The following is a 15,238-nucleotide window of genomic DNA, read 5'->3' as shown; positions in this document are numbered from 1 at the left end:
TAACCCAACATCTCACGACACGAGCTGACGACAACCATGCACCACCTGTCACCCTGTCCCCGAAAGGGGAACGCCCTATCTCTAGGGTTGTCAGGGGATGTCAAGACCTGGTAAGGTTCTTCGCGTTGCTTCGAATTAAACCACATGCTCCACCGCTTGTGCGGGTCCCCGTCAATTCCTTTGAGTTTCAGCCTTGCGGCCGTACTCCCCAGGCGGAGTGCTTAATGCGTTTGCTGCAGCACTAAAGGGTGGATACCCTCTAACACTTAGCACTCATCGTTTACGGCGTGGACTACCAGGGTATCTAATCCTGTTCGCTCCCCACGCTTTCGCGCCTCAGCGTCAGTTACAGGCCAGAGAGCCGCCTTCGCCACTGGTGTTCCTCCACATCTCTACGCATTTCACCGCTACACGTGGAATTCCGCTCCCCTCTCCTGCACTCAAGTTCCCCAGTTTCCAATGGCCGCTCGCGGTTGAGCCGCGAGATTTCACATCAGACTTAAGGAACCGCCTGCGCGCGCTTTACGCCCAATAATTCCGGACAACGCTTGCCACCTACGTATTACCGCGGCTGCTGGCACGTAGTTAGCCGTGGCTTCCTCGTCAGGTACCGTCAAGGTACCGCCCTGTTCGAACGGTACTTGTTCTTCCCTGACAACAGAGCTTTACGATCCGAAGACCTTCTTCGCTCACGCGGCGTTGCTCCGTCAGACTTTCGTCCATTGCGGAAGATTCCCTACTGCTGCCTCCCGTAGGAGTCTGGGCCGTGTCTCAGTCCCAGTGTGGCCGGTCACCCTCTCAGGTCGGCTACGCATCGTCGCCTTGGTGAGCCGTTACCTCACCAACTAGCTAATGCGCCGCGGGCCCATCCTGCAGTGACAGCTAAAAGCCGCCTTTCAACCGAAAACCATGCGGTTTTCGGTGTTATCCGGTATTAGCTCCGGTTTCCCGAAGTTATCCCAGTCTGCAGGGCAGGTTGCCCACGTGTTACTCACCCGTCCGCCGCTAACCTAAAGGAGCAAGCTCCCTTCGGTCCGCTCGACTTGCATGTATTAGGCACGCCGCCAGCGTTCGTCCTGAGCCAGGATCAAACTCTCCAAAAAAAGTTTGTCACCAAATGCTCTTTTAGAATCAACAGGCACGCTTTTCGTTTTGTTCAGTTTTCAAAGATCATGTTGAAAAAAAGACGACTTTTTTATAATATCCTTAAATTTTTATTTTGTCAACAGATTTTTTTATCATTGTATCATTGGTCATCAATAAGGACGGGTATTAATATAACACCATTTTCATAACAAATCAATAGTTTTGCATAAAAAAATTTATTTTATATAAAAAAATTATTCAATTTCCAGCAGGAAGACAAAAGGGAGACAGCCGTCTCCCTTTTGAAAATCATCATTTGTTTCTCATCTGCGGGAATAAAAGAACATCGCGAATAGACGGAGAATTGGTTAAAAGCATGACTAATCTGTCAATGCCAATGCCAAGCCCACCTGTTGGAGGCATGCCATATTCAAGAGCTTCAATGAAATCTTCGTCCATCATATGCGCCTCGTCATTTCCCTGCTCTCTTTCTTTTAATTGAGCTTCAAAGCGTTCACGTTGATCAATAGGATCGTTTAATTCCGTAAAGGCATTTGCATGCTCGCGGCCGACAATAAACAATTCAAAGCGATCTGTGAATCTTGGATCCGCTTCATTCTTTTTGGCGAGCGGAGAAATTTCAACAGGGTGACCGTAAATAAATGTCGGCTGAATTAGTTTATCCTCGACTTTTTGCTCGAAGAACTCATTGACAATATGGCCGTATTGCATATTTTCGTTAATTTCTACTCCGTGTTCTTTAGCTAATACCCGCGCTTCTTCGGTAGATGTAACATTCCAAAAATCAACATTTGTATATTCTTTAATCGCATCTACCATGTGAAGTCTCTTCCATTTTGGTTTCAAGTCCACTTGATATTCATCGTATTGGATTGTCATTGTACCTAATACTTCTTGTGCAATATGAGCAATCATGTTTTCTGTCAATTCCATAATATCATGGAAATCTGCATATGCCTCGTACAGTTCGAGCATGGTAAACTCGGGATTATGTCTTGTTGAAACGCCTTCGTTGCGGAAAACGCGGCCGATTTCATAAACTTTTTCTAAACCGCCGACAATCAGCCTTTTCAAATGAAGCTCAATAGCAATTCTCATGTACAAAGGCATATCCAAAGCATTATGATGAGTGATAAACGGACGTGCTGCCGCTCCTCCAGCAATGGAGTGCATCATTGGTGTTTCTACTTCCAAATACCCGTGACTGTCTAAATAACGGCGCATGGATTGGATGATTTTGCTTCTTGTTATAAATGTGTTTTTGCTGTCAGGGTTCATAATAAGATCTAAATAACGCTGGCGGTAGCGCTGTTCAATATCTTTAAGGCCATGGTATTTATCAGGAAGAGGGCGCAAAGCTTTCGTGAGCAGCACAAATTCCGTTGCTTTTACCGAGAGCTCGCCTACTTTTGTTTTAAAAACCGTTCCCTTCACGCCAATAAGATCACCTAAGTCAGCCATATCAAAAATTTCATACTGATCCTCGCCGACGCTGTCCTTCCGAACATAAATTTGAATTTGGCCCGACAAATCTTGGATATGGGCGAAACCTGCTTTCCCTTTTCCACGTTTTGTCATAATTCTGCCAGCTATAGAAACAAAAATATTTTTTTCCTCAAGTTCTTCCTTTGTAAACTCGCCGTACTGCTCTTTTAGTTCAATCGCCTGATGCGAGCGTTCAAATTTTTTTCCGAAAGGGTCGATTCCTTTATCTTTTAATGCATGAAGCTTTTCCCTGCGAACCTGCAATTGATCATTCAACTCTTCTTGGTTATGCAAACCTTCTTTGCTCATACGTATCCACTCCAATAATCTTAAAATTTAACATAGAAAACTGCCAGATTACTGGCAGCCGTCAAAGTATAAGAGAAAGCAGATTGTCTTTATGCGGATTGACGCTCTTTCTCTTCCACTTCACTTGCAAAACGTTCAAGAAGGGAGACCAGTTCTTCTTTTGTTTCACAGTTATTAATAGCATTTCTCACTTTTGCATTGCCTCGAATACCTTTTAAATACCAAGCGGCATGTTTACGCATCTCTCTAACAGCGATGTGCTCACCTTTTAAATTGATTAAACGTTCTAAATGCAGTTTGCATACATCAATCTTTTCCCGAACTGTCGGCTCTTCAATTAATTCTCCCGTTTCTAAATATTTAACAGTGCGATAGATCATCCATGGGTTGCCTAATGCAGCACGGCCGATCATAACCCCGTCTGCACCCGTCTCGTCCAGCATTCTCTTTGCATCTTGAGGGGTTTTGACATCCCCGTTGCCAATCACCGGAATATTCACAGCCTGCTTAACTTCTCTAATAATGTCCCAGTTGGCTTCTCCCTCATACATTTGAACACGGGTCCGCCCATGCAATGCAACAGCCTTGCCCCCTGCCCGCTCAACGGCTTGGGCATTTTCCACCGCATAAATATGTTCTTCATCCCAACCCATGCGCATTTTGACAGTTACCGGTTTTTTCACTGCATCCACAACAGCGGCAACCATGTCATAAATTTTATTGGGATCAAGAAGCCATTTTGCTCCGGCATCACATTTCGTAATTTTCGGTACAGGACAGCCCATGTTAATATCGATGATATCTGCTGTTGTATTGTTATCGACAAATTTTGCCGCTTCCACTAATGTTTCTTTTTCACCGCCAAAAATTTGCAAGCTTAATGGTTTTTCCCGTTCATCAATATAGAGCATGTCCATTGTTTTCGCATTTTTATATAAAATGGCTTTATCGCTGACCATTTCAGCACAAACTAAACCCGCTCCAAATTCTTTGACCGTCAGCCGAAAAGCCGAATTGCATACGCCGGCCATCGGAGCAAGCACAACACGGTTTTTCAATTGAATATCTCCTATTTTAAACAATTTCACCTGCCTCCTTTATTTTTCAGTATCCTCAGGCATCAGCTCGTTCACGCTTACATTCAGCTTAGCAGCAATAATTTCTACTAATTCCTTGCTGGGAAGTCTGTTGCCCCTTTCAACTTCACCAAGAACCGATACAGAAACGCCTAAGTCTTTTGCAAGGCTTTCTTGTGTATAGCCTTTTAGCTTTCTAAAAGCGCGAATCCTTCTTCCCCATTTTTCTGCTTCCATATTCGCACTCCTTTTTTATCTTTTAATTGATCTATTAAAACCAGTAAAGAACGATGCTGATTAGGCCATTGTACATCTTGATCAATTTCAAACAAAGGAATCAATACGAAAGATCGTTCAAACATTCTCGGATGAGGTATGGTAAGCTGTTCTGTTTCAATATTTTCGTTATTATATAATAAAATGTCAAGGTCTATCGTTCTAGGCCCCCATTTAACTTCCCTTGATCTTCCTAAATCATATTCGATTTTTTGCGTAAATGCCAGCAGCTCATACGGCGTGAAATTCGTCGCGATTTTAATGACCATGTTCAAAAACAATTCTTGGTCAATATAACCAACCGGATCGGTTTCATAAATAGAAGACATTTTGATAACCTCAACATCTGGATGCCTGTTCAATTGATTGATGCTTTCTTCCAAATAATATTCCCGATCGCCGATATTCGATCCTAAAGAAATATATGCATAGTTTTTCATGTTCTTCCCCTTTTGATTTCTACTGCTACAGACTTGTAATGACCCGGGATTGGCGGATCCGGCTTTACCACTTTTACTGTGCAATACAAAACAGTCGAAAACTCTTTTAACAGTTCAGATGCTAAATTTTCTGCAACGGCTTCAATAAGCTTATAGGGCTTGCCTTCCACAATTTCCTTGCAAACCGTGTACACTTTCGCATAATTCACTGTATCATCTAGTTCATCCGTTTTTCCTGCTTGCTTTAGATCCGTCTCTAAAATAACATCAACTCGAAATCGCTGTCCAAGTTTATTCTCTTCAGGATAAACGCCATGATAGCCCCAAAACTCCATTCCCGTTACATAGATCTTATCAATCGTGATCGCGCCCCTTTCCGAGCATCGCATCCATCATTTTCACCATCCGCGCAATCGGTTTAACGTCATGAACCCGAACGAATTGACAGCCCTTTTGCACTCCTAAGCATACGGTAGCCGCTGTGCCTTCCATACGCTCCTCTACCGGTAGATCGAGAACTCGTCCGATAAATCTTTTTCTCGACGTACCCAGCAAAACAGGGAAACCAAGGTTTGTAAATTCCTCCAGATGACGCATGACGTAGAGATTATCTTCAAAAGTTTTGGCAAAACCGATTCCTGGATCAAGGATGATTTGTTCGTCCCGAACGCCTGCTTTTTTGGCGATCTCGACACTTTCCATTAAATCGGAAATCATGTCTTTAATCAGATCGTTATACCCTTCTTTTTCTCGATTGTGCATTAGAATGATTGGGACGTTATATTCTGCTGCCACGCGAGCGATGTCCGGCTCCTTTTTCGCCCCCCAAACATCATTGATGATGGTTGCTCCAGCTTCCACCGCTTTTTTTGCCACATTCGCTTTGTACGTATCAATGGAAATAGGAACATGAATTTCTTTTGATAATTTTTCAATGACTGGAAGAACTCTGGCCAGCTCCTCCTCTTCTGAAACGGGTTCATGGCCCGGACGGGTTGATTCACCCCCGACATCAATGATATCGGCGCCATTTTCCACCATTTCTTTTGCATGCTTTAAAGCTTTCTCGATATCATTAAATTTTCCGCCGTCCGAAAAAGAATCAGGCGTAACGTTTAATATTCCCATTACTTGGGTTTTATCTTCGTAGTGTAATTGATACGGTCCGCACTGTAATATTTTTTCTTTCTCTATTACACCCATTGTTCATCACCCACTTCGAATTCAGATCTTGTCAAAATATGCTGCCGCACCTTCTTATAAATGGTGATTAATCGATTGGTCAAAATTCCCTGTTCACCTGCAAATGCAGTCTGACCAATATGTGTAATTGGGACAATCTCCTGCAAGGAATTTGTGATAAAAGCTTCTTGTGCAGATAACAGATGATCCAATGGATACAATCCTTCTTCATAAGGGATGCGATGTTTTTCAAGGATGGTTAACACGAACTGTCTAGTAATTCCGTTTAATATTCCTGTGCTGACAGCCGGTGTATAGACAGTGTTGTTTTTTACCCAAAAAATGTTGGAAACAATCCCTTCTGCGACATATCCTGAATGTGTTAAAAATATACCTTCCGTTTTCGGATGATCTCCAATTTCTCTCTTTGCCAGCACATTATTTAAAAAATGGTGCGATTTTATGCGAAATGATCCTTCCGGCGTATTTCGTCGAACCGAAAGAATGACCCCCTGTTTTGTCAATCTTTCCGGCAAATTTAACTCTTTTATAAAAAAGATTAACACCGGATTTTTATAAGGAGCCGCCGACAACCCCAGCTCCTCTGCACCCGCTGAAACATTTATCCGGATATATGCATTATTTAAATGATTTAATTCAAGCAGTCTTTTAATAATTTGTTCTGCTTCCGAGTAAGAAAGAGAAAAATCTATGCCAAGCTCGCGAACCGCTGCATTTAAGCGATCGATATGATCATACAGTAAAAATGGATGACCGTTATAAGTCCTTAATGTTTCAAAAGCGCCGATTCCGTATAAAAATCCATGATCGAACGGAGAAATATGCAGCTCATCCTGCTTTTTATATTCACCATTTACATATAAGTACACTTTTATACACTCTTTTCTTCCGTACGATAATAGGAAAGGAAATGCTTTAACATCAGTTTTCCATGTTCAGTCATAATTGATTCCGGATGAAACTGCACGCCTTCAACCGGCAAAGATTTATGGCGGATTCCCATAATCTCTCCGTCATTCGTCCATGCTGAAATTTCAAAGCAATCCGGAAGCGTTTCTTTTTTGACAATTAAAGAGTGGTACCTTGTAGCGGTGAACGGGTTGTCTAAGCCGTCGAAAATAGTTTTTCCGTCATGATAAATTTGCGATGTTTTCCCGTGCATTAATTTGTCTGCGCGAACAACATCCCCACCGAACACTTGAGCTATTGATTGATGACCTAAGCATACGCCAAAAATCGGAATTTTCCCTGCGAAATACTTAATTGCCTCCATGCTGATCCCCGCCTCATTCGGCGTACACGGACCGGGAGAAATCATCAAATAGGCTGGATTGAGCTGTTCAATTTCCTCAATCGTAATTTCATCATTTCGTCTGACAACAAGCTCTTCGCCGAGCTCACCAAGGTATTGAACTAAATTGTACGTAAAAGAATCATAGTTATCAATCATTAAAATCATCTCTTCTCACCTCTAACTAACTTATTCTCATCTTCGCTCAAATCTTTTGCTTTCCATAACGCTTTTGCTTTTTTCAAACACTCTTTATATTCATATTCTGCAACAGAATCAATGACGATTCCAGCACCTGCTTGCACATAACCCCAACCGTTTTTAGCCAGTAGCGTCCGTATTACAATATTAAATTCTAAATCTCCATTAAAGCCGAGCCAGCCGATCGAACCAGTATATAACCCTCTTCTAGTCGGCTCCAGCTCTTCAATTATTTCCATTGTTCGAACCTTCGGTGCTCCCGTGATTGTGCCGCCCGGAAATACAGCACGCATAATGTCGTAAAATCCTTTTCCTTCTTGCAGCTCTCCGCGAACATTTGACACGATATGAATGACATGTGAATATTTCTCAATAGCCATCAGTTCGTTAACTTCAACACTGCCATATTTACATACCCGCCCTAGATCATTTCGTTCTAAATCTACAAGCATGATATGTTCTGCACGTTCTTTTTCATTGGTGATTAATTCCTCAGAAAGCTGGCGGTCTTCTTCATCGCTTCTTCCTCTTGATCTCGTTCCAGCAATCGGACGGGTATTCAGTACATTTCCCCTCTTTTTTATGAGCAGCTCTGGAGATCCACTGGCAATTTGAAACTCAGGAGTATGAATATAGGCCATATATGGGGATGGGTTAATTTTCCGTAATGCTTTATAAATTTCAAACGGATGCGTCGAAAGCGGTTTTGCTTGTCTGACGGATAAGTTGACTTGAAATACATCACCGCTTGCAATATAATCCTTTACTCTTTCAACAGCTTTTTTAAACGGCTGTTCCATAAACATTATCGGCTCATAGCTGAGATCAGCTGAATTCGTATAGCTGAAAATCGTTTCCTCACTTTGCTTACACCATAAAGCTTTCATTTCTTCCAGCCGCTTTTGTGCAGCATCTTTTTCCCCATGTTTATGATACGTTATCAGCCAAAGTGTTTTTTCAGTATGATCAAAAACGGCGATATCTTGAAAAACGATAAAATAAATGTCGGGCACGTGTAAATCGTCCACAGCTATATTGGGTAATTTTTCGAAATAACGAACTGCATCATAGCTAATAAAGCCGATAGCGCCTCCTTGAAAGTCGGGAAGGGAAGGATCGCTTTCACATTTAAACTGTTTCATCCATCCTTCAAAGAGCAAGAGCGGATTTCCTTCCTTTACTTCTTTTTTGTTTTCGCTATAGATCGTAATTGCCCCGTTTTTTCCTTGTATGACGGCAAAAGGGTTTAAACCAGCTATGCTGTAGCGGCCGCCTCTTCCGCTTTCGAGAAGAGCGTAATGTTGTTGTTGTTTTGCCAGCGTTTCAAAGCGATTGAAAAATCGTTCTTTTTCAAAAGGTATTTGGACTGCCAGCAGTTTTCTCACAGATTCCATCGTTCACTCTCCTTCACCCATAAACTTATTTTACAACAAGAAGGAGAGCTTGGCATCAACAGTATTATTTTTCCCCTTCACATAAAATCCAAAAGGCTGCCGACAAATTTCGTCGACAGCCTTTAAACTATTATTCATTCTATTATTCTTCGTCAAACTTATATAATGGAGTACTTAAATATCTTTCTCCATTACTTGGGATGACTGCTAGTACCTTTTTGCCTTTTCCTAGCTCTTTCGCCACTTTCAATGCAGAGAAAATGGCAGCACCTGAAGAAATTCCGCCTAATACTCCTTCTTCTCTCGCAGCTTTTCTAGCGGTTTCAAAAGCTTGCTCAGTTGTAACAGTAATGACTTCATCATAAATCTCTGTATTTAAAATATCCGGAACAAATCCTGCTCCAATACCTTGAATTTTATGCGGACCTGGTTTTCCGCCCGATAATACAGGTGAATCAGCCGGCTCAACAGCATAAATTTTTATGTTCGGATATTTTTCTCTTAATACTTGACCAGCACCAGTAATCGTACCTCCAGTACCGATTCCGGCGACAAATGCATCCAATTGATCACCCATTTGCTCAACGATTTCCGGGCCAGTTGTTAAACGGTGAATTTCTACATTTGCACGGTTTTTAAATTGCTGCGGCATGAAATAGCCGTGTTTTTCCGCAAGCTCTTCTGCTTTTTTAATAGCCCCTTTCATGCCTTCTGGACCAGGAGTTAAAACAAGCTCTGCTCCATATGCACGCAATAAATTACGGCGCTCTAAACTCATTGTTTCTGGCATAACTAAAATAGCATGTAAACCTTTTGCAGCTGCCACCATTGCTAAACCGATCCCTGTGTTTCCGCTTGTCGGTTCGATAATTGTGTCTCCTGGTTTTAGTTTGCCTTCTTTTTCTGCCGCTTCAATCATTGCTAATGCAATACGGTCCTTTACACTTGATCCAGGGTTAAAAAATTCAAGCTTTAAATAAACGTCTGCACTGTCCTCTTCTACAATTTTTCCTAATTTTACAACAGGAGTCTTTCCAATTAGATCTAATATAGAGTTTGCAACAACTGCCATCTTATACACCTCTATTTCCGAGTAATTATATTGGTTTTATTGAAAATAATATACCAATAAATTTATGAATTGTCAATCTTTTTCTTCATTTTTCATAAAACCATGTTACGCCGATGTCATCCCACAGCTGCATTGCTGATACATTTCCTTCCATCTGTTCCAAAGCGATTTGCCTGCGAATCTGATCCTTTACTTCGTCAAACTCCAGCTGTTCTCCTTTTATTTTCTCATGCAAAAATATAATCGCATATCCTCTTTCCAGCGGTATTGGTTCCGACCACTCATTGACCTTCATTGTTTTAGCTTGTTCAATATATTCCGGCGGTACATCGCTGGAACCTTCGGAAACATAACCGAGGTCTCCGCCTTCCTTCGCCGTCAACTGATCCTTGGACCGTTCAGCTGCAATCCCTTCAAAGCTTGATCCGCCTTTTAATTCATTTATAATTTGTTGGACTTCTTTTTTTGAATCAACCACGATATGGGAAAGATGATACGTGTCATTCATAATATATTGATGTTTATTTTCTTCATAAAATTTCTTCAATTCATTCTCACTAATGTTAACATCTTGCGTTAAAAGCTCTTCTAATAAAATACTATAGCGAATTTGTTTTCTCAGTTCTTTGTCGTTAAGCACGCTATCGCCGTATGATTGAGACGATATTTTATACATTTGTATTTCACGTTCAACTGTTTTTTCATCTACATCAATATGATTCTTTTTTGCAAGCTCGTCCACAACTTGAATATTGATCATTTCCTCAAGTGTTGTTTTCCCAAATCGTTTTTCCAGTTCACTTAACCATTCCTGCCTCGTAATGCGGCTATCGCCGATTTTGGCAACAATTTCATCATTTTTCTCTTTTTGCGCTTCTCTTGTATAAGCACTTACCAAAAAGGCAATCGTCACGCAGTTCGTTAATACAAGACTGAAAATTATGACCAAAAGCGCTTTTTTACTCATTCCTCCAGCTCCCTGCCATAAGCTATTTTCTAGATGCCGCTTCTTTTAATTCCTGCAACTCTTCTTTTGAAAACACATATATCTCATTACAAAAATGGCATTGAGCTTCAGCTTTTTCATCCTCATCGATGATTTGTTGAATTTCCTCTTCTCCTAGACTAATAATGGCATTTGCAAACCTATCTTTAGAACAGCTGCAGTGGAAGCTGACAGGCATGCGATCGATCACTTTCATATTCCCTTCGCCCAGAACACCTTCCAATATTTCTTCAGGAGTCAGCCCTTTTTGAATTTGCTTAGAGATCGGCTCTATTGTTTTTAACCGCGTCTCAATTTCCGTAATGATTGATTCTTCAGTTCCCGGCATAAGCTGAATAATAAATCCGCCAGCAGCCAGAACAGAGTTATCAGGATTGACTAAAACTCCCACTCCTACTGAAGACGGGACTTGCTCTGACGTCACTAAATAATAGGCAAAATCTTCTCCCAGCTCCCCGGAAATAATAGGGACTTTACCGGAAAAATGCTCCCTTAATCCTAAATCCTTAACAATCGACAATGTACCGTTTTTCCCGACTGCGCGGGCTACATCCAGTTTTCCATGTTTATTTAATTCAAAATGGGTCTTAGGATTGGATACATAACCTCTCACTTGACCTTTTGAATTACTGTCAATAACAATGGCTCCTATTGGACCGCCGCCTTCTATTTTTATCGTCAGCTTCTCATCACCTTTCAGCATCGAACTCATCATCACGCCGGCTGTCATTGCTCTTCCAAGAGCAGCGGTAGCAGTCGGCCATGTTTGGTGGCGACGTTGAGCTTCACTCACTGTATCAGTCGTCTTCACTGCATATGCACGCACTCCTCCGTCATAGGCCAAAGATTTGACTAAATAATCGTTCATTTGTTTCCTACTCCCTTCCGAGATTTCGTTCGTAAATTAACCGCAAGCCTGTTAATGTTAACAATGGATCAACGATTTCGATCATGTCAGATTCATTGGCGATTAACCCAGCTAGACCGCCTGTTGCAATAACTTTCGGTTCTTTTTTAGCTTGCGCTTTCATCCTTCTGACAATTCCTTCTACTTGGCCAACATAGCCGAATAAAATTCCTGATTGCATGGCGGCTACTGTATTTTTCCCAATAATATGATCGGGTTTGGCGATTTCGATTCTAGGAAGCTTCGCGGCTTTTGAGTATAAAGCTTCGGTGGAAATGTTAATCCCTGGTGCAATGGCACCGCCTTCATATTGTCCTTTTTCATTAATGTAGCAATAAGTTGTTGCTGTGCCGAAATCAACAATAATAAGCGGACAGCCATATAAATGAACACCGGCAACTGCATTGACGATCCTGTCCGCCCCAACTTCACGCGGATTATCATACTTTATATTAAGGCCTGTTTTAATTCCTGGGCCGACAATAAGCGGATCTACATGAAAATATTTCTCGCACATTTTTTCCATGGCATACATAATCGGTGGAACGACAGAAGAAATAATGATTCCCGTTATGTCCGAAAATTTTAATCCTACGTATTCAAACAATGATTTAAACATCATTCCGTATTCATCTTCGGTTTTATGTCGATTGGTTTCAATTCGCCAATGGTAAAGCAATTGTTCTTTTTCGTATACTCCAATCACGGTGTTTGTATTCCCAACATCTAAAGCTAAAATCATGTCCATCACCTTTTCCCTTCGTTCAAACATTCCCTCATCATCATATCACATATTGATCGCAGTAGGCTGCTATCGGGCACGAAGGCAATAGAAAACCGCCAACTTTGTATAGTTGACGGCTTTATTACTTATTCTTCTTTAAGCTCCGGTTTGATAGAGGGAGCCTCATCTTTCTTTGTCTGAATATTGACTTTTACAGCTTCATCTTTTTGGTTGTTCTCTTCTTTTTTCACATTTTCTGAAGCTGCTTTTTGTTCAGACTTATCAGGCAATGAACCGTGTTCCACCAGATGTTTAATTTGTTCTGCATCAAGTGTTTCCACTTCTAATAACGTTTTTGCAATTAGTTCAAGTTTATCGCGATTTTCTGTCAAAATTCGTTTTGCTTTTTCATAACATTCTTTAATGATGCGCTGAATTTCTAAGTCAATTTCATAAGCAATCGCATCACTATAATTTTGCTCACTTTGGATGTCACGCCCTAAAAAGACCTGGCCTTGAGAGCTTCCAAATTGCAATGGACCCAATTTTTCTGACATTCCAAATTCTGTAACCATTCTGCGCGCAATATTTGTCGCACGCTGGAAGTCGTTGTGGGCACCGGTGCTAACTTCACCGAAAACAATTTCTTCCGCAACCCGACCGCCAAGCAATCCTGTTATTTTGTCAAGGAGCTCAGGTTTTGTCATGAAATAGCGGTCTTCTTTTGGCAGCATGACAGCATATCCTCCAGCTTGACCCCGAGGAACAATCGTTACTTTATGCACCATTTCCGCCTCATCTAAAACGAGACCGATAACGGTATGTCCGCCTTCATGATAGGCAACAATACGGCGCTCCTTTTCCGAAATAACCCTGCTTTTTTTCGCAGGTCCCGCAATTACACGATCGGTTGCCTCATCTATATCCGCCATATCGATTTTCTTTTTATTTTGGCGAGCAGCAACGAGAGCAGCCTCATTCAATAGGTTTTCCAAGTCAGCTCCAGAAAAGCCCGGCGTTCTCATCGCAATGTTCCGCAAATTCACCGATTCATCCAACGGTTTATTGCGTGCATGTACTTTGAGCACTGCTTCGCGCCCCTTCACATCCGGACGATCAACCGTAATTTGACGGTCAAATCGACCAGGGCGGAGAAGGGCTGGGTCTAAAATATCCGGACGGTTTGTCGCCGCAATAATAATGATTCCTTCGTTGGAGCTAAATCCATCCATCTCAACGAGAAGCTGATTTAACGTTTGTTCACGTTCATCGTGACCGCCGCCTAATCCCGCTCCTCTTTGGCGTCCAACAGCATCAATTTCATCAATAAAAATGATACATGGGGCATTTTTCTTAGCCGTCTCAAACAAATCCCGAACACGAGAAGCACCTACACCGACAAACATCTCAACAAAATCAGATCCACTTATGGAGAAAAACGGCACACCTGCTTCTCCAGCCACCGCGCGGGCCAGCAATGTTTTACCAGTTCCCGGAGGGCCTACTAAAAGGACTCCTTTCGGTATGCGCGCTCCAAGTTCAGAAAACTTGCGGGGATCCTTTAAAAATTCAACAACTTCCACTAGTTCAGCCTTTTCCTCATCGGCTCCTGCAACATCTTTAAATTTTACTTTTTTCTTGTCGTCGTTATACAGCTTTGCCTTGCTCTTCCCGAAGTTCATAACTCGGCTTCCGCCGCCTTGAGCCTGATTGAGCACAAAGAAGAACAAAATAAAGATTATAATAAATGGGATGAGGGATGTGAAAAATTGCACCCATCCGTTTGTATCATCTGCTGGGGACCATTTAACTTCCGTTTGATTTTTTGAAGCAGCCGTATTGATGAGGTTTAATGCGTCATCGCCTGATAAATAGGTGATAAAGTATTGATTTTCTTCATATCCCTTCAGCTGTCCTCTGACTTCATATACTCCTCTTACTGGTTTTAACGTTATATTTTCAACATCTCCGTTTTCCAAATTGGAGATGAAGGTACTATATGTCATTTGTTCAGTTTTTTGGTTACCGCCCTGAAAAAAATTCACAACGCCGATAACCACTAAAAAAATCAGCAAATAAAATATGGTGTTTCGGAAAATCCGATTCATTCCTTACCTCCTCCCACAATGAAACAAACTATATTCAATAGTATCATAGAAAATCATCCCAGCACAACTGATACGCTATCCTTTCAACGATCATTATTTATTTTGATAAACTTCAGGCTTTAATATCCCTATAAACGGAAGATTGCGGTATTTTTCCGCATAGTCCAGACCATAACCGACAACGAACGCATCCGGAACTTCAAAACATACATAATCTGCCTCAATATTTGCCTTTCGCCCGCTCGGTTTGTCCAAAAGGGTTACAATTTTAACGGATGCTGCTTTCCGGTACCGGAAAAGATCGACTAAATAGCTTAATGTCAATCCGCTATCGATTATATCTTCAATGATTAAAAGATCCCGGCCTTCGACGGAAGTGTCTAAATCCTTAATTATTTTCACCTCACCCGATGAAACGGTTTTGTTTCCATAACTGGAAACGTCCATAAAATCAATTTCCAAATATGTATTAATATGCTTTATTAAATCCGCCATAAACGGCATAGCGCCTTTTAAAACCCCGATAGCGAGGGGAAACTTATTTTTATATTCCTCCGTTAATATCGCCCCTAATTCTTTCACTTTTTCTTTGATTTCTTCTTCTGAAATTAAGACTTTTTCAATATCCTCGATCATTTT

15 protein-coding genes and 1 rRNA gene (1 of these 16 running past the window's edge) are annotated in these 15,238 nt (G+C 41.5%); all 16 read right to left on the bottom strand.

From position 1 onward, the window contains the following. Positions 1-1,103, bottom strand: a 16S ribosomal RNA gene (locus RI196_RS00450); it reaches 451 nt to the left of the window's first position. Positions 1,104-1,398: 295 nt separating this feature from the next. Next, positions 1,399-2,901, bottom strand: coding sequence for a lysine--tRNA ligase (lysS, locus tag RI196_RS00445; RefSeq protein WP_311066719.1), 1,503 nt, complete (start codon positions 2,899-2,901; stop codon positions 1,399-1,401). 89 nt (positions 2,902-2,990) lie between these two features. Then, the gene (gene dusB / locus RI196_RS00440) at positions 2,991-3,983 is read right to left on the bottom strand and encodes a tRNA dihydrouridine synthase DusB (RefSeq protein ID WP_063387552.1); all 993 of its coding nucleotides are present in this window, start codon (positions 3,981-3,983) and stop codon (positions 2,991-2,993) included. 15 nt (positions 3,984-3,998) lie between these two features. After that, positions 3,999-4,214, bottom strand: coding sequence for a helix-turn-helix domain-containing protein (locus RI196_RS00435; protein WP_063387553.1), 216 nt, complete (start codon positions 4,212-4,214; stop codon positions 3,999-4,001). Beyond that, on the bottom strand, positions 4,166-4,693 hold the full coding sequence (gene folK, locus RI196_RS00430; RefSeq protein ID WP_066247258.1) for a 2-amino-4-hydroxy-6-hydroxymethyldihydropteridine diphosphokinase: 528 nt from the start codon (positions 4,691-4,693) through the stop codon (positions 4,166-4,168). The genes RI196_RS00435 and folK overlap by 49 nt, the downstream gene beginning before the upstream one ends. After that, a complete protein-coding gene (gene folB, locus RI196_RS00425) occupies positions 4,690-5,052 on the bottom strand; it encodes a dihydroneopterin aldolase (protein ID WP_063387603.1) in 363 nt (120 codons plus the stop codon). The genes folK and folB overlap by 4 nt, the downstream gene beginning before the upstream one ends. Next, positions 5,048-5,896: a dihydropteroate synthase gene (gene folP, locus RI196_RS00420; RefSeq protein WP_063387555.1), complete on the bottom strand. Its 849-nt coding sequence runs from the start codon at positions 5,894-5,896 to the stop codon at positions 5,048-5,050. The genes folB and folP overlap by 5 nt, the downstream gene beginning before the upstream one ends. Further along, positions 5,887-6,765 (bottom strand): aminodeoxychorismate lyase, encoded by an 879-nt coding sequence (pabC, locus tag RI196_RS00415; RefSeq protein ID WP_066247256.1) that lies wholly within the window; start codon positions 6,763-6,765, stop codon positions 5,887-5,889. The genes folP and pabC overlap by 10 nt, the downstream gene beginning before the upstream one ends. Before the next feature lie 2 nt (positions 6,766-6,767). Beyond that, positions 6,768-7,355 carry an aminodeoxychorismate/anthranilate synthase component II gene (pabA, locus tag RI196_RS00410; protein WP_066247253.1) on the bottom strand — a complete coding sequence of 196 codons (588 nt, stop codon included), beginning with the start codon at positions 7,353-7,355 and terminating at the stop codon, positions 6,768-6,770. Further along, positions 7,352-8,782, bottom strand: a complete 1,431-nt coding sequence (pabB, locus tag RI196_RS00405) for an aminodeoxychorismate synthase component I (RefSeq protein ID WP_311066718.1) — start codon at positions 8,780-8,782, stop codon at positions 7,352-7,354. The genes pabA and pabB overlap by 4 nt, the downstream gene beginning before the upstream one ends. 142 nt (positions 8,783-8,924) lie before the next feature. After that, positions 8,925-9,854 (bottom strand): cysteine synthase A, encoded by a 930-nt coding sequence (cysK, locus tag RI196_RS00400; RefSeq protein WP_066247248.1) that lies wholly within the window; start codon positions 9,852-9,854, stop codon positions 8,925-8,927. An 85-nt stretch (positions 9,855-9,939) separates the two neighbouring features. Further along, complete coding sequence (locus tag RI196_RS00395) at positions 9,940-10,821, bottom strand: peptidylprolyl isomerase (protein ID WP_311066717.1); 882 nt, start codon at positions 10,819-10,821, stop codon at positions 9,940-9,942. A 22-nt stretch (positions 10,822-10,843) separates the two neighbouring features. Further along, positions 10,844-11,728, bottom strand: coding sequence for an Hsp33 family molecular chaperone HslO (gene hslO / locus RI196_RS00390; RefSeq protein ID WP_066247243.1), 885 nt, complete (start codon positions 11,726-11,728; stop codon positions 10,844-10,846). Between the two features lie 7 nt (positions 11,729-11,735). After that, the gene (locus RI196_RS00385; RefSeq protein WP_063387562.1) at positions 11,736-12,509 is read right to left on the bottom strand and encodes a type III pantothenate kinase; all 774 of its coding nucleotides are present in this window, start codon (positions 12,507-12,509) and stop codon (positions 11,736-11,738) included. A gap of 128 nt (positions 12,510-12,637) precedes the next feature. Next, the gene (gene ftsH, locus RI196_RS00380; protein WP_066247240.1) at positions 12,638-14,599 is read right to left on the bottom strand and encodes an ATP-dependent zinc metalloprotease FtsH; all 1,962 of its coding nucleotides are present in this window, start codon (positions 14,597-14,599) and stop codon (positions 12,638-12,640) included. Positions 14,600-14,692: 93 nt separating this feature from the next. After that, positions 14,693-15,235: a hypoxanthine phosphoribosyltransferase gene (gene hpt / locus RI196_RS00375; protein WP_066247237.1), complete on the bottom strand. Its 543-nt coding sequence runs from the start codon at positions 15,233-15,235 to the stop codon at positions 14,693-14,695. Between the last annotated feature and the right edge of the window lie 3 nt (positions 15,236-15,238).

Origin of the sequence: Aeribacillus composti (assembly GCF_031760945.1) — a bacterium.
GTDB classification, from domain to species: Bacteria; Bacillota; Bacilli; order Bacillales; family Aeribacillaceae; genus Aeribacillus; species Aeribacillus composti.
Note: the sequence above shows the minus strand (reverse complement) of the source record. Positions and strands in the feature narration are given on the sequence as shown.

What these genes read in the sequence shown, in the direction of transcription:
- lysS (WP_311066719.1), bottom strand. Translation starts at nt 2,901, where the DNA reads ATGAGCAAAGAAGGTTTGCATAACCAAGAAGAGTTGAATGATCAATTG.
- folP (WP_063387555.1), bottom strand. Translation starts at nt 5,896, where the DNA reads ATGGGTGTAATAGAGAAAGAAAAAATATTACAGTGCGGACCGTATCAA.
- hslO (WP_066247243.1), bottom strand. Translation starts at nt 11,728, where the DNA reads ATGAACGATTATTTAGTCAAATCTTTGGCCTATGACGGAGGAGTGCGT.
- RI196_RS00435 (WP_063387553.1), bottom strand. Translation starts at nt 4,214, where the DNA reads ATGGAAGCAGAAAAATGGGGAAGAAGGATTCGCGCTTTTAGAAAGCTA.
- folK (WP_066247258.1), bottom strand. Translation starts at nt 4,693, where the DNA reads ATGAAAAACTATGCATATATTTCTTTAGGATCGAATATCGGCGATCGG.
- ftsH (WP_066247240.1), bottom strand. Translation starts at nt 14,599, where the DNA reads ATGAATCGGATTTTCCGAAACACCATATTTTATTTGCTGATTTTTTTA.
- hpt (WP_066247237.1), bottom strand. Translation starts at nt 15,235, where the DNA reads ATGATCGAGGATATTGAAAAAGTCTTAATTTCAGAAGAAGAAATCAAA.
- pabA (WP_066247253.1), bottom strand. Translation starts at nt 7,355, where the DNA reads ATGATTTTAATGATTGATAACTATGATTCTTTTACGTACAATTTAGTT.
- RI196_RS00385 (WP_063387562.1), bottom strand. Translation starts at nt 12,509, where the DNA reads ATGATTTTAGCTTTAGATGTTGGGAATACAAACACCGTGATTGGAGTA.
- cysK (WP_066247248.1), bottom strand. Translation starts at nt 9,854, where the DNA reads ATGGCAGTTGTTGCAAACTCTATATTAGATCTAATTGGAAAGACTCCT.
- pabB (WP_311066718.1), bottom strand. Translation starts at nt 8,782, where the DNA reads ATGGAATCTGTGAGAAAACTGCTGGCAGTCCAAATACCTTTTGAAAAA.
- RI196_RS00395 (WP_311066717.1), bottom strand. Translation starts at nt 10,821, where the DNA reads ATGAGTAAAAAAGCGCTTTTGGTCATAATTTTCAGTCTTGTATTAACG.